Origin of the sequence: Mycobacterium simulans, from assembly GCF_900232995.1 — a bacterium.
Lineage (GTDB): Bacteria > Actinomycetota > Actinomycetes > Mycobacteriales > Mycobacteriaceae > Mycobacterium > Mycobacterium simulans.
Genome location: NZ_OCVX01000003.1, coordinates 1,283,282 through 1,296,825, shown reverse-complemented (window position 1 = coordinate 1,296,825; position 13,544 = coordinate 1,283,282). Strand labels below are relative to the sequence as shown.

The window sequence follows — 13,544 nt, the reverse complement described above, 5'->3', positions numbered from 1 at the left end:
GAGGCAGTAGATGTCCGATACCCGACCGCCGCGTTACCTCAAGCCGATGAACAAGGTGATGATGGCAGTGCAGAAGCTTGGCATCCCGACGGGCCCCGCCATGGTATTGACCGTGCCCGGCCGCAAATCGGGCCGCCCACGCAGCACCCCGATGACACCCTTCGAATTTCGGGGCGGCCTCTACGTGGTGGCCGGATATCCCGGCGCGGACTGGGCGGCAAACGCTCGAGCCGCCGGCACCGGAACACTGGCGCGCGGACGCCGTTCCCGGCGGGTCAGGATCATCGAGTTGAGCGCCGACGAAGCCCGCCCGGGACTACGCGCATTTCCGTCCCAGGTCCCGGTCGGAGTCGGATTCGCGAAGCGTTCGGGCATGGTGCGGGATGGAACCGCCGACGAATTCGAGGCGCTGGCGGGACGGCTCACCGTTTTCCGATTCGAACCGATTGCCGTGTCATAGGACACCTCGCAACGCAAAACAGCGCGAGAAATCTTTCGATTTCTCGCGCTGCGTGCATGCTTGGCACTTCAGTACCACCCCACCGCAGACCCCTCGAAGCAGCGGTCCAGGCGGCAGCGAGTCACGCCGATTGGGCAACCACCCGCTCACGCACCGGGTAACCGTTGCGCTCCGCCAGGGATCGCAGCTGACCCAACGCGAATGCCCGCGCCCGGCCTGAGTCGGGAATGACCACGCCGGCCCACAGGCCTTCTGCACCCGGCGACTCGACGGCCTCCTTGGCACACGCCCAACGGCGGGGGCAGGCCCGGCACAACGTCTTGGCCTCGTCGTCAGGAGTCTCCGTCCAACGGTCAGGGTCTTGCGTGCAAACGCCCAGCGGGACCTCGTACAGACTCGTTGCGGTCATCATCTTTAGTTCCTCCTGAAAGCGTTGCAGGGTTTCCCAATCCCTGCTGCAGAACTCTACAATACTAACCGTTGCAGTGCAACAGTTCGTAGATGGTAGATATATAAGCAGTGCTACGGCTTCGATCCGAGGGGGCCTAGCGTACTGCGTCATCCTGCGATTACCAGGGCTTATATCCTGTAAATCGGCTGTGTATCCGACGCGACCATGAGCGGCTCAGCGGAGCGCCGTCGCACAAACTGTTTCGAGGCGCGATAGTTCGGTGTAAGCTCAACCGTAGCGAAAGTCCGGTTTCACCTGAGGCTCGCCGATCCACGACTCGCCACGGCTCTGGATCAGAAAACGTAGCGAAGGTATGGCATTGGAAGGGTGCAACGGTTAGCATGATCGGAAGCGGAACGACCGCCCTGGTGCCCGCCCTAGTGCCTGCGAGCGAGGAATCTACGCAGATGGCCCACGCCAAATCCGAAGCCGAGCCCACAGCCGAGCCCAGGGTGACCATTGGCCGCGAGCCGCAGGCCGGCATCCAGATCGATGATCCTCAAATCTCCCAGGAATATCTGCGAGCGGTGTCCGAAGATGGACAGTGGCGGATCGTCGACAACAGTCGTAACGGTATGTTCGTCGACGGACGACGCAAGAGCTCTGTGACCGTCAGCGACAAGACAATCGTCCGGTTCGGCGATCCCACTGGAGGCAAGGCGTTGACCTTCGAAGTCGTCAGGCCGTCGAAGTCCCGGCAAGAGCGGCCGCAGGAGCACCGGATCGAACAACCATCGGCGGACGGTTCGCAAGACGACACGATCGGCGCCGCCAGCAGCGAGGCGGACCCGGGCCTGGTCCGCGCTGGTGCCGCAGCCGCGGCGCGCCGTCGCGAACTCGACATTAGTCAGCGCAGCCTGGCAGCCGACGGGATCATCAACGCGGGCGCCCTCATCGCCTTCGAAAAGGGCCGTAGTTGGCCTCGGGAACGAACCCGGGCGAAGCTCGAGGAAGTGCTGCAGTGGCCCGCGGGGACTATCGCGCGCATCCGCCAGGGAGATTCCGTCGCCCATCAATCGAGCGCAACACCAAACCCCGCGGCGCCCCCAGAGGCGGCAACTTCCGAGGGTCCGGCGTCGCTGATCGCACAGGCCGTCGCCGCCGCGGTGGATACCTGCAGCCTGGCCATCGCCGCCTTGCCGTCTCCCCAGGATCCTGATTTCACCGAGCGCGCGGCGCCGATCCTCGCCGATTTGCGCCAGCTGGAGGCAATTGCCGTCCAAGCAACCCGCATCAGTCGGATTACTCCGGAATTGATCAAGGCGCTCGGCGCAGTTCGCCGCCACCACGACAAATTGATGACGCTTTCGGCAACTGCCCCCGGTGCCACGTTGGCGCAGCGCTTGTATGCCGCCCGCCGACGGGCGAACCTTTCCACTGCCGAGACCGCTCAAGCGGCCGGAGTGGCAGAAGAAATGATCGTCCGCGCTGAAGCCGAGGAAGCTTTGCCAGCCGATGCAACCGAAGCGATCGAAGCGCTCATAAGTCAGATCAATTGAGGTTGATTCCGGGTGTCATCACACGCTGCAGCGCTCGGACCCGATGGTATGGGGAACATTAACGTTGCCCCGAAATTCCGCCTTGCGTTCCGTCATGCCTTGCGCGCGAAAATGCCAGCCTCACCGAAAAATTCGTGCATCTACCCCCGTCGGAGCGCTGCTAAGCTCAACGTGCGGTGCAAGGGTGCATATGAAGAAACAGTGCACAGAACAGCGAACGTAAGGAACCACTCAAATGTCCGGTAGTCGGATGTGCAAGACCACAGGTAACTTTATTTACACTCAGTTGCTATTGCTGGGTGAAGGTCTCCCCGACCCGGGCGACATATTCAACACCGGTTCGTCACTGTTCAAGCAAGTCGCCGACAAGATGGGCCTGGCAATTCCGGGCACAAGCTGGATCGGCCAGGCGGCGGATGCTTATTTGAACCAGAACATCGCACAACAGCTGCGCGCCAAGGTAATGGGTGATCTCGACGATTTGACCGGCAACGTGATATCAGATCAAGCCGGACACGTCTCAGATACGCGTGGCGTCCTGCGCGCAATGAAGAAGATGATCGACGGCGTGTACAAAGCCTGCAAATGGCTTGAAGATCACCTTTGGATAGTCGGCGACGCCGCGTCGGTGGCGCTGGCAATCCCGTCGTGCGCGCTCGCTATGGCGGTCGTCGGTGGCGCACTGCTTTACCTAACGATCATGACGGCGATGAACGCGGCAAGCTTGCTGGGAATCGGCGGCAGGCTGCTCTCGATGCTGACGAGCCTGCCCAATCTTGCGGGGCTACTGCCCGACATCGACATCCCCGGCATCATCGACGATCTGTGGCCGCCGAAGATCCCCGACATTCCGATCCCCGGCTTGCCCGACATCCCGGGTCTGCCCGACTTCAAGTGGCCACCGGAAGTTGGCATCCCGGACTTCAACCTGCCCATCCCGGGCTTGCCGGAGTTCCAATGGCCGTCCATTCCGGGCTTCCCCGACCTCAACTTGCCCATCCCCGGCTTACCGATCCCTGGATTCCCAGGCCTCCCAGGGCTGCCCAGCATTCCCGATGTATTCCCCGGCCTGCCCGGCTTGGGCGACCTGATTCCCGGATTCGGCGGCAGCCTGGGCAAGCTGCCCACTTGGACCGAATTGGCCGCTCTGCCAGACTTTTTGGGCGGCTTCGCCGGTCTTCCCACCCTCAGCTTCGCCAACCTGCTCAACTTTGCCCAGTTGCCCGGCGTGAGTTCAGTGGCTGCGACCATGACTCAGCTGCAACAGCTGGCAGCGGCGGGCGGTGGCCCGGGCCAGCTGGGCGGCATGGCCGGTCAACAGGCGCAGATGATCTCCTCGCAGGCGCAACAGGGAAGCCAGCAGGCCACACTCGTCAGCGACAAGAAGGAAGAAGACGACGAGGGTGCGGCCGCGGGTTTGAGCGGCGCCGAGCGCGCACCCATCGATGCGGGAACCGGTGGCGATCAGCAGACCCGTGGGGGCACCGTCCTTTAGCGCGGTAAACCCACAACCCTAGCCGGTCAAACCAATAGCAACCCACAGCCATAGCGAGTAAAAAGTTAAGCGTAGAGGAGGGTCCATCCCATGACAGGTGTTCTCAATGTCGTGCCGTCGTTCCTGAAGGTACTGGCGGGCATGCAAAACGAGATCGTCGGCCAACTCAAGACAGCGACCTCATCGGTCTCAGGAATCAGCCAGCGGGTAGCGCTCACCCACGGTTCGTTCACGTCGAAGTTCAACAACGCGTTGCAGGAAGTCGAGACCAACCGCAGCAACACCGGCGCAGGCCTACAAGGGGTCACCGGCGGGCTGGCCACGAATCTTCTGGCGGCCGCGGGCGCTTACCTCAATGCCGACGAAGGCCTTGCCGGCATTATCGACAAGATCTTCGGTTGATCATGTCCGGTCCGCTCGCTACCGGTCGCGCGGGCCTCGTCGACGACGTCGTCGGCGTCGAGGTCACCGTCGATGGCACGTTGGTGATCGCCGACCGGTTGCACCTGGTCGATTTCCCAGTCACGCTTGGGATCCGGCAAAACATTCCGCAAGAGGACCTAAGAGACCTCGTCTGGGACCAGGTGCAGCGTGACCTCACCGACCAAGGAGTGCTGGACCACTACGGCCAGCCCCACCCCGCGGTCGCGGCGATGGTCGACACGCTCAGCAGGCCGGACCGGACACTAGAGGCTCGATGGTGGCGGCGCGATGTTGGCGGCGTCATGGTGCGATTTGTGGTGTGCCGCAAGGGCGATACCCATGTCGTGGCGGCGCGCGACGGCGACATGCTGGTGTTGCAGCTGGTGGCCCCACAGGTCGGACTGGCGGGCATGGTGACAACCGTGCTGGGGAATGCCGAACCCGCCAAAGTTGAACCATTAACCGGCGTCGCAAGCGAATTGGCCGAGTGCACGACCGCGGCCCAGCTGACCCGGCACGGTGTCGCACCTGCCAGTGCCCGCCTGTACAGCGAGATCGTCAGCAATCCGACCAGCTGGGTAGAGATCGTCGCCAGCCAACGTCACCCCGGCGGCACGACGACACACACCCAAGCGGCGGCCGGCGTTCTCGACTCGGCGCACGGCAGGCTGGTATCGCTTCCCCGCCGTGTCGCCGGTGAACTATACGGAAGCTTTCTCCCGGGCACCCAGCAGAATCTGCAGCGTGCACTGGACAGCCTGTTGGAGCTGCTGCCTGCTGGCTCCTGGCTAGATCACGCCTCAGATCACGCCCCAGCCTCCGCCCGGGGCTGACTCCTCAATCTTCGGTTACCAGTTCAGAAAGGGACGCCACAGTGGACCTGCCCGGAAACGACTACGACGGCGACGATCTCGGTGCGCTGGATTTCTCCGGCGGCGGTGCCCCCGAAGAGTCGGCTCTCGATGCATTCGACGATTACGCGCCGACCCAGACCGAGGACACCGGAACCGACCTGGACGCGCTGCACGGGCTGACCGAGAAAGAAGAAGAGCCCGACGTGGCGTTGTTCACCGTGACCAACCCGCAAGGGTCGGTGTCGGTAACGGCGATGATGGACGGCCGGGTCCACCAGGTCACGGTGACGGACAAAGCGTCCAGCATGACCGAATCGGGCCTCGCGGACGAAATATTCGTCATCGCCGACTTGGCCCGGCAAAAGGCGCGGGGAGCCCAGCACACCTTCATGGTCGAGAACATGAAGGAGATGACTGGCGAGGGCGAGGAGCAAAGCGCCTCCCTCCTCGAGTTCGTGCAGATGACCCTGAATTTGCCGACGCCGGAACAGGCGGCGGCGGCCGAAGCAGAAGTCTTCGCCACCCGTTACGACGTTGACTACACCTCCCGCTACAACGGTGATAAATGACTGATCGCCTGGCCGGTCTGTTCGAAAGTGCCGTCGGCATGTTGCCGTTGTCGGAGGCGCGTGCCATGGACCTGTTCACTGAGATCACGAATTACGACGAGTCGGCGTGCGACGCCTGGGTTGGCCGGATTCGCTGCGGCGATACCGACCGGGTGACGCTGTTCCGCGCCTGGTACTCGCGCCGCAACTTCGGGCAGTTGGCGGGTTCGGTGCAGATCTCGATGAGCACCTTGGGGGCCAGGGTTCCCATCGGCGGGCTCTACGGCGACATCACCTACCCGGTCACTTCACCCCTGGCGATCACCATGGGGTTCGCAGCATGTGAAGCGGAGCAAGGCAATTACGCGGACGCGCTGGAGGCCATTGAGGCCAGCTCCGTTGCTGGCTCAGAACATCTGGTGGCCTGGCTCAAGGCGGTGATTTACGGCGCGGCCGAACGCTGGACCGATGTCACCGATGAAGTCAAGGGTGCCGGGAAGTGGCCGGACAAGTTCCTGGCCGGCGCCGCCGGCGTCGCGCACGGGGTGGCCGCGGCCAACCTTGGCCTGTTCACAGAGGCCGAACGCCGCCTCACCGAAGCCAATGACTCCCCCGCCGGCGAAGCATGCGCCCGCGCCATCGCGTGGTTCTTGGCGATGGCCCGGCGCAGCCAGGGTAACGAGGACGCCGCCGTGGCGCTGCTGGAGTGGTTGCAGACCACCCACCCGGATCCCAAAGTGGCTGCGGCGCTGAAGGATTCGTCCTATCGGTTGAAGACGACCACCGCCGAGCAGATCGCCTCCAGATCGGATCCCTGGGATCCGGGCAGCGTAGTCACCGACAATTCCGGTCGCGAGAAGCTGCTGACCGAAGCCCAGGCCGAACTGGACCGCCAAATCGGACTGACCCGGGTCAAGATACAAATCGAGCGCTACCGCGCCGCCACCCTGCTGGCCAGGGTCCGGGCGGCCAAAGGGATGAAGGTCGCCCAGCCCAGCAAGCACATGATCTTCACCGGTCCACCCGGTACCGGCAAGACCACGATCGCCCGCGTGGTGGCCAACATCCTGGCCGGGTTAGGGGTCATCGCCGAACCGAAGCTCGTCGAGACATCGCGAAAAGACTTCGTCGCCGAGTATGAGGGGCAGTCGGCGGTCAAGACCACCAAGACCATCGATCAGGCCCTCGACGGCGTGCTGTTCATCGACGAAGCCTACGCGCTCGTGCAGGAACGAGACGGACGCACCGACCCGTTCGGGCAGGAGGCGATGGACACCCTGCTGGCCCGGATGGAGAACGACCGCGACCGGCTGGTCGTGATCATCGCCGGCTACCCCAACGACATCGATCGGCTGCTGGAAACCAATGAGGGCCTGCGGTCTCGATTCGCCACTCGCATCGAGTTCGATACCTACACCCCCGAGGAGCTTCTCGAGATCGCGAAAGTCATTGCTTCCGCTAATGATTCGATGTTGAGCGCCGACGCGGCGGACGCGTTTCTGGAGGCCGCGAAGGTGTTGCATGACCGCACCTTGCGTGGCCGAGCGGCCCTCGATATCGCCGGAAATGGCCGCTACGCACGACAATTGGTCGAAGCCGCCGAGCAATGCCGGGACATGCGACTGGCGCAGGGCCTCGACATCGAGGCTCTAGACGTGGATCGTCTACAAGAGATCAACGGCGCGGACATGGCCGAGGCGATCGCCGCGGTGCATGCACACCTCAACATGAGAGAGTGAAACATGGGGCTTCGCCTGACCACCAAGGTTCAGGTTAGCGGCTGGCGCTTCCTGCTTCGCCGGCTCGAGCACGCCATCGTGCGGCGCGACACCCGCATGTTCGACGACCCCCTGCAGTTCTACAGCCGCTCGGTCGGGCTTGGCATTGTGATTGCGGTACTGATCCTGGTGGGCGCGGGGCTGCTGGCGTACTTCAAACCACAAGGAAAGCTGGGCGGCGCCAGCCTTCTCACCGATCGCGCCACCAACCAGCTCTATGTGATCCTGTCCGGGCAATTGCATCCCGTCTATAACCTGACGTCGGCGCGGCTGGTGCTGGGCAACCCGGGCAATCCGGCGACCGTGAAATCTTCTGAACTCGGCAAGCTGCCCCTGGGCCAGACCATCGGAATCCCCGGAGCCCCTTACGCCACACCGGTTTCGGGGGACTCGAAATCGACCTGGACCCTGTGCGACACCGTCTCCAGGGCCGACACGGCTTCACCCGCGGTGCAGACGGCGGTGCTGGCGATGCCGCTGCAAATCGACCCGTCGATAGATCCACTTCACGCAAACGAGGCCGTGCTCGCGTCGTACCAGGGCCAAACATGGATCGTCACGTCAAAGGGGCGGCACTCGATCGATCTGAGCGACCGCGCGATCGGCTCGGCCATGGGAATTCCGGTCACAGCCAAGCCGGTTCCCATTTCGGAAGGCATGTTCAACGCATTGCCCAACATTGGGTCCTGGCAACTGCCCCCGATACCCGGCTCGGGCACACCCAATACTCTTGGTCTCCCTGACGATTTGGTGATCGGGTCGGTTTTCCAGATCCATACGGACAAAGGGCCGCAATACTATGTGGTGCTGCCCGACGGGATCGCGCAGGTGAACACCACCACCGCGCAAGCGCTGCGCGCCACCCAATCACACGGATTGGTCGCGCCTCCCGCGGTAGTGCCGAGTTTGGTCGTCAGAATCCCCGAACGGGTTTACGCATCACCGCTTCCGAACGACCCACTCGAAATCCTGTCCCGGCCCGACGAACCCACGCTGTGCTGGAGCTGGGAACGCGCCACCGGCGACCAGTCACCAAAGACCACAGTGCTGTCCGGCCGACACCTGCCGATCCCGGCCTCGACGATGAGCGCCGGGATCAAGCAGATCCAAGGGACCGCAACGGTTTACATCGACGGCGGCAAGTTCGTGCAGCTGCAATCGCCAGATCCTCGCTACGGCGAATCGATGTATTACGTCGACCCGGAGGGTGTGCGTTACGGGGTGCCGAACGCGGATGCAGCCAAGGCGCTGGGCTTGAGCTCGCCCAAGACCGCGCCCTGGGAAGTGATCCGTCTCCTGGTTGATGGTCCGGTGCTATCCAAGGAAGCTGCCCTGCTCGAGCACGAAACGCTGCCCGCTGACCCAAGCCCCCGAAAAATTCCAGCCGGAACCCCCGGAGCCTCCTCATGACTACCAAGAAGTTCACCCCGACCATCACTCGCGGCCCGCGGCTGACCCCTGGCGAGATCAGCCTCACCCCACCGGATGACCTCGGCATCGACATCCCGCCGTCGGGCGTCCAGAAGGCCCTTCCCTATGTCATGGGCGGATGCATGCTCGGCATGATCGCCATCATGTTCGCCGGCGGCAAGCAGTTGTCGCCCTACATGCTGATGATGCCGCTAATGATGGTCATGATGATGGTCGGCGGCATGGCCGGCGGCACCGGCGGCGGCGGCAAGAAGGTGCCCGAAATCAACGCCGACCGAAAGGAATACCTGCGCTATCTGGCCGGACTACGCTCGCGAGTGACGTCCTCGGCCAGCTCTCAGGTGGCGTTCTTCTCCTACCACGCGCCCCATCCAGATGATCTGTTGTCGATCGTCGGCACCCAACAGCAGTGGTCTCGACCGGCCAACAGCGATTTCTACGCTGCCACCCGTATCGGTATCGGCGACCAGCCCGCGGTGGATCGGTTACTGAAACCGGCCGTCGGCGGGGAATTGGCGGCGGCGACCGCGGCGCCTCAGCCCTATCTGGAGCCGGTCAGCCACATGTGGGTGGTCAAGTTCCTGCGTACCCACGGGCTGATCCACGACTGCCCGAAGCTGTTGCAGCTGCGCACATTTCCAACGATCGCCATCGGCGGCGCCCGTCCGGGGGCGGACCGGTTGCTCGCCGCGATGATCTGCCATCTGGCGGTTTTCCATCCGCCGGATCTGCTGCAGATCCGAGTGCTCACCGAAGACCCCGAGGATCCCGACTGGTCCTGGCTGAAATGGCTTCCGCACGTTCAGCATCAGACCGACACGGATGCCGCCGGGGCGGTCCGGATGATCTACACCCGCCCGGACGGTTTGGCCGATTTGGCAGCGCGCGGACCGCACGCACCCGACACGTTGCCCACCGGTCCTTATGTCGTCGTCGTAGACCTCACCGGCGGCAAGGCAGGATTTCCGCCGGACGGCAGGGCCGGGGTCACGGTGATCACCCTTGGCAACCACCGCGGCTCGGCGTATCGCATCAGGGTCGACGAGGACGGTACCGCCGATGACCGGCTGCCCGGCCAGCAGTTCCGCCTGGTGACATCGACCACCGATAGCATGACGCCGCAAGCCGCGACTCGACTTGCCCGAAAGCTGGCGGGATGGTCTATCACGGGCACCATCCTGGACAAGACGCAACGCGTCCAGAAGAAGGTGGCCAGCGAATGGCACCAACTGGTCGGAGCCAAGACGGTGGAGGAGATAACTCCCTCGCGTTGGCGGATGTACACCGACACCGACCGGGACCGGCTCAAGATTCCGTTCGGCCACGAGCTCAAGACCGGCAATGTCATGTACCTGGATATCAAGGAAGGCGCGGAATTCGGCGCCGGACCGCACGGCATGCTCATCGGTACCACCGGGTCCGGGAAGTCCGAATTTCTGCGCACCTTGATCCTATCGTTGGTGGCCATGACCCACCCCGACCAAGTGAACCTGCTGCTGACCGACTTCAAGGGTGGCTCGACATTCCTTGGGATGGAAAAGCTTCCGCACACGGCGGCCGTCGTGACCAATATGGCCGAGGAAGCCGAGTTGGTCAGCCGCATGGGTGAGGTGCTGACCGGCGAACTCGACCGCCGTCAGACGATCCTGCGCCAGGCCGGGATGAAGGTCGGCGCCGCCGGCGCGCTTTCCGGCGTGGCCGAGTACGAGAAGTATCGAGAGCGTGGCGCCGATTTACCGCCACTGCCTACGCTTTTCGTGGTCGTCGATGAGTTCGCGGAACTGCTGCAAAGTCACCCGGACTTCATCGGGCTATTCGACCGGATCTGCCGTGTCGGACGATCACTGCGCGTGCATCTGCTGCTGGCGACCCAGTCGCTGCAAACCGGCGGGGTTCGCATCGACAAGCTCGAGCCTAACCTCACGTACCGTATTGCCTTGCGTACCACCAGCTCTCACGAGTCCAAGGCAGTCATCGGAACGCCGGAAGCGCAGTACATCACGAACAAGGAAAGTGGTGTTGGGTTTCTCCGGGTCGGCATGGAAGACCCGGTTAAGTTCAGCACCTTCTATATCAGTGGCCCATACGTTCCGCCGGCAGGGGTCGAAACCAACGGCGACGGAACCGGGCCCAGCCGGCAGGCCGCCAAGCAGGCCGTGCGGATCCGCAAGTTCACCGCGGCGCCCGTCATGGATGCTCCGACCGCGATCGAGGAGGCTCCGGTGATGGAGGAGGCGACGGCCACCGAGGAGGCTCCGGCGATGGAGGTGGGAGCGTCTCCCGCTCGCGGGGGAGCGTTCACACGATGACCCGCGCCGGCGACGATGCAGACCGAAGCGATAAGGAGGAGCGGCGCCAATGACTTCTGCGCAGGAGACACGCGCACTGCGCGAGGTGGTACTGGACCAGCTCAGCACGGCTGAATCGCGTGCATACAAGATGTGGCTGCCGCCGCTGACCAATCCGACGCCACTCGATCAGCTGGTCGCGCGCGACACGCTGCGAAAACCATTGCGATTTGCGCTGGGGATCATGGATGAGCCGCGTCGGCATCTCCAGGAGACATGGGGCGTCGACGTTTCCGGGGCGGGCGGCAACATCGGAATCGGCGGAGCACCGCAGACCGGTAAGTCGACACTGCTGCAAACAATGGTCATGTCGGCCGCCGCCACGCACTCACCGCGCAATGTGCAGTTCTACTGCATCGACCTCGGTGGCGGCGGTCTGATCTATCTGGAACACCTGCCGCACGTCGGCGGGGTGGCCAACCGGTCGGAGCCCGACAAGGTCAACCGCGTGATCGCCGAGATGCAAGCCGTTATGCGGCAAAGAGAAACGATATTCAAGGAACACCGGGTGGGGTCGATGGCGATGTATCGGCAGCTGCGCGAGGATCCCAACCAACCCGTAGCGGCCGATCCATACGGCGACGTGTTTCTGATCATCGACGGGTGGCCAGGCTTTGTCGGTGAGTTCCCCGACCTCGAAGCACAAGTCCAGGATCTGGCGACTCAGGGGCTCGCGTTCGGCGTTCACGTCATCATCGCCACGCCGCGTTGGACGGAACTGAAGTCGCGGGTGCGCGACTATCTCGGCACCAAGATCGAGTTCCGGCTCGGCGACGTCAACGAAACCCAGATCGACCGCATTACTCGCGAGATTCCGGCGAATCGTCCGGGTCGCGCGGTGTCAATGGAGAAGCACCACTTGATGATTGGTGTGCCCAGGTTTGACAGCGTGCACAGCACCGAGAACCTGGTGGAGGCGATCACTGCGGGAGTGACCCAGATCGCGGCTCAGCACACCGAGAAGGCGCCGCCGGTCCGGGTGCTGCCGGATCGCATCCACTTGTACGAACTCGACCCGAGCCCTCCGGGCCCCGAATCCGACTACCGCACCCGGTGGGAGATCCCGATCGGACTGCGCGAGACGGACATGACCCCGGCCTACAGCCACATGCATTCCAATCCGCACCTGTTGATATTCGGTGCGGCCAAGTCGGGGAAAACGACCATCGCCCACGCAATCGCGCGTGCGATCTGTGCCCGCAATAGTCCCGACCAGGTGCGGTTCATGCTCGCCGACTACCGCTCGGGCTTGCTCGATGCGGTGCCCGACACCCACCTGCTCGCCGCCGGCGCGATCAACCGCAACAGTGCCAGTCTGGACGAGGCCATCCAAGCGCTGGCTGTCAACTTGAAGAAGCGGTTGCCGCCGACCGACCTCACGACGGCACAACTGCGCTCGCGTTCTTGGTGGAGCGGATTCGACATTGTGCTCCTGGTCGACGATTGGCACATGATTGTCGGCGCGGCCGGTGGGATGCCACCAATGGCGGCGCTGGCGCCGCTATTACCGGCCGCGCCAGATATCGGGTTGCACATCATTGTGACCTGTCAGATGAGCCAGGCGTACAAGGCGACGATGGACAAGTTCGTCGGCGCAGCATTCGGGTCCGGCGCTCCGACAATGTTCCTTTCCGGCGAGAAGCAGGAATTCCCATCCAGCGAGTTCAAGGTCAAGCGGCGGCCTCCTGGCCAGGCGTTTTTGGTCTCACCGGACGGCAAGGAGGTCATCCAAGCCCCTTACATAGAGCCTCCAGAAGAAGTGTTCGCAGCACCCCCAACCCCCGGTTAGGATTATTTCATCGCACCGGCGCAGAGCCCGGAAGCTCAGCGAATTGAGCCCCGGAAGCACTGTCCGGCAGTTGTTTCCGGCTATGACCGAGCGGTTTGTGTCCGGGACATAAATAAAAGGAGAACAAGTAAGCAAATGGACGAAATGTCATACGATGCGGCCGCTGCCGACATCGGCACCCAACTGAGCGAAAACGCGCTCGGTGGTGCCGAGGCCGGCGCCGCGGCGTTGACGTCGGTGACGGGACTGGTCCCCGCAGGGGCCGACGAGGTCTCGGCGCAGGCGGCGACGGCGTTCGCATCCGACGGCGTCCAGGCGCTGGCTTCGAACTCCTCGGCTCAACACGAGCTGTACCGGGCCGGCGAAGTGGTCCACCAGATTGCCCGCACCTATTCCGAAGTCGACGACTGCGCTGCCGCAGTCATCGTCTAGCAGTCCACCCATCCGACACACCGCAGGGGAGCGATC

At 63.4% G+C, this 13,544-nt stretch carries 11 protein-coding genes and 1 pseudogene; 11 read left to right on the top strand and 1 reads right to left on the bottom strand.

Translation table 11 applies throughout. The features are described 5' to 3' along the window. Positions 1-10: 10 nt before the first annotated feature. Entirely contained in the window at positions 11-460 is a 450-nt protein-coding gene (locus MSIMFI_RS06585; RefSeq protein WP_191496599.1) for a nitroreductase family deazaflavin-dependent oxidoreductase, read from the top strand. Positions 461-581: 121 nt separating this feature from the next. Here the strand turns inward: MSIMFI_RS06585 and MSIMFI_RS06580 are convergent, their stop codons facing one another. Continuing rightward, positions 582-869: a WhiB family transcriptional regulator gene (locus MSIMFI_RS06580; RefSeq protein WP_186246051.1), complete on the bottom strand. Its 288-nt coding sequence runs from the start codon at positions 867-869 to the stop codon at positions 582-584. A gap of 449 nt (positions 870-1,318) precedes the next feature. Here MSIMFI_RS06580 and espM point away from each other — a divergent pair, with 449 nt between their 5' ends. The 10 genes and pseudogenes from espM to MSIMFI_RS06530 all read left to right on the top strand — a co-directional run bounded on the left by espM (position 1,319) and on the right by MSIMFI_RS06530 (position 13,508). Next, positions 1,319-2,410: an ESX-1 type VII secretion system transcriptional regulator EspM gene (espM, locus tag MSIMFI_RS06575; RefSeq protein ID WP_191498059.1), complete on the top strand. Its 1,092-nt coding sequence runs from the start codon at positions 1,319-1,321 to the stop codon at positions 2,408-2,410. 235 nt (positions 2,411-2,645) lie between these two features. Next, the gene (locus MSIMFI_RS06570) at positions 2,646-3,905 is read left to right on the top strand and encodes an EspA/EspE family type VII secretion system effector (RefSeq protein WP_191496598.1); all 1,260 of its coding nucleotides are present in this window, start codon (positions 2,646-2,648) and stop codon (positions 3,903-3,905) included. 90 nt (positions 3,906-3,995) lie between these two features. After that, a complete protein-coding gene (locus MSIMFI_RS06565; RefSeq protein WP_186245376.1) occupies positions 3,996-4,307 on the top strand; it encodes an ESX-1 secretion-associated protein in 312 nt (103 codons plus the stop codon). A gap of 2 nt (positions 4,308-4,309) precedes the next feature. Beyond that, positions 4,310-5,161: an ESX secretion-associated protein EspG gene (locus MSIMFI_RS06560; protein WP_191496597.1), complete on the top strand. Its 852-nt coding sequence runs from the start codon at positions 4,310-4,312 to the stop codon at positions 5,159-5,161. 41 nt (positions 5,162-5,202) lie between these two features. Further along, positions 5,203-5,751, top strand: a complete 549-nt coding sequence (locus tag MSIMFI_RS06555) for a DUF2694 domain-containing protein (protein WP_191496596.1) — start codon at positions 5,203-5,205, stop codon at positions 5,749-5,751. Then, positions 5,748-7,469, top strand: a complete 1,722-nt coding sequence (gene eccA / locus MSIMFI_RS06550) for a type VII secretion AAA-ATPase EccA (protein ID WP_191496595.1) — start codon at positions 5,748-5,750, stop codon at positions 7,467-7,469. Before MSIMFI_RS06555 ends, eccA begins: the two co-directional genes overlap by 4 nt. A 3-nt stretch (positions 7,470-7,472) precedes the next feature. Then, entirely contained in the window at positions 7,473-8,918 is a 1,446-nt protein-coding gene (gene eccB / locus MSIMFI_RS06545) for a type VII secretion protein EccB (RefSeq protein WP_191496594.1), read from the top strand. Then, positions 8,915-11,143 (top strand): annotated as a pseudogene (eccCa, locus tag MSIMFI_RS06540) (type VII secretion protein EccCa); the annotation flags it as partial. The gene eccB and the pseudogene eccCa, both read left to right, overlap by 4 nt. Positions 11,144-11,297: 154 nt before the next feature. Then, positions 11,298-13,076 carry a type VII secretion protein EccCb gene (gene eccCb / locus MSIMFI_RS06535; RefSeq protein WP_191496593.1) on the top strand — a complete coding sequence of 593 codons (1,779 nt, stop codon included), beginning with the start codon at positions 11,298-11,300 and terminating at the stop codon, positions 13,074-13,076. 135 nt (positions 13,077-13,211) lie between these two features. Beyond that, complete coding sequence (locus MSIMFI_RS06530; RefSeq protein ID WP_191496592.1) at positions 13,212-13,508, top strand: PE family protein; 297 nt, start codon at positions 13,212-13,214, stop codon at positions 13,506-13,508. Positions 13,509-13,544 lie beyond the last annotated feature (36 nt).

Coding starts and splice junctions, on each gene's coding strand:
- MSIMFI_RS06585 (WP_191496599.1), top strand. CDS start 11: ATGTCCGATACCCGACCGCCGCGTTACCTCAAGCCGATGAACAAGGTG.
- MSIMFI_RS06580 (WP_186246051.1), bottom strand. CDS start 869: ATGACCGCAACGAGTCTGTACGAGGTCCCGCTGGGCGTTTGCACGCAA.
- espM (WP_191498059.1), top strand. CDS start 1,319: ATGGCCCACGCCAAATCCGAAGCCGAGCCCACAGCCGAGCCCAGGGTG.
- MSIMFI_RS06570 (WP_191496598.1), top strand. CDS start 2,646: ATGTCCGGTAGTCGGATGTGCAAGACCACAGGTAACTTTATTTACACT.
- MSIMFI_RS06565 (WP_186245376.1), top strand. CDS start 3,996: ATGACAGGTGTTCTCAATGTCGTGCCGTCGTTCCTGAAGGTACTGGCG.
- MSIMFI_RS06560 (WP_191496597.1), top strand. CDS start 4,310: ATGTCCGGTCCGCTCGCTACCGGTCGCGCGGGCCTCGTCGACGACGTC.
- eccA (WP_191496595.1), top strand. CDS start 5,748: ATGACTGATCGCCTGGCCGGTCTGTTCGAAAGTGCCGTCGGCATGTTG.
- eccB (WP_191496594.1), top strand. CDS start 7,473: ATGGGGCTTCGCCTGACCACCAAGGTTCAGGTTAGCGGCTGGCGCTTC.
- eccCb (WP_191496593.1), top strand. CDS start 11,298: ATGACTTCTGCGCAGGAGACACGCGCACTGCGCGAGGTGGTACTGGAC.
- MSIMFI_RS06530 (WP_191496592.1), top strand. CDS start 13,212: ATGGACGAAATGTCATACGATGCGGCCGCTGCCGACATCGGCACCCAA.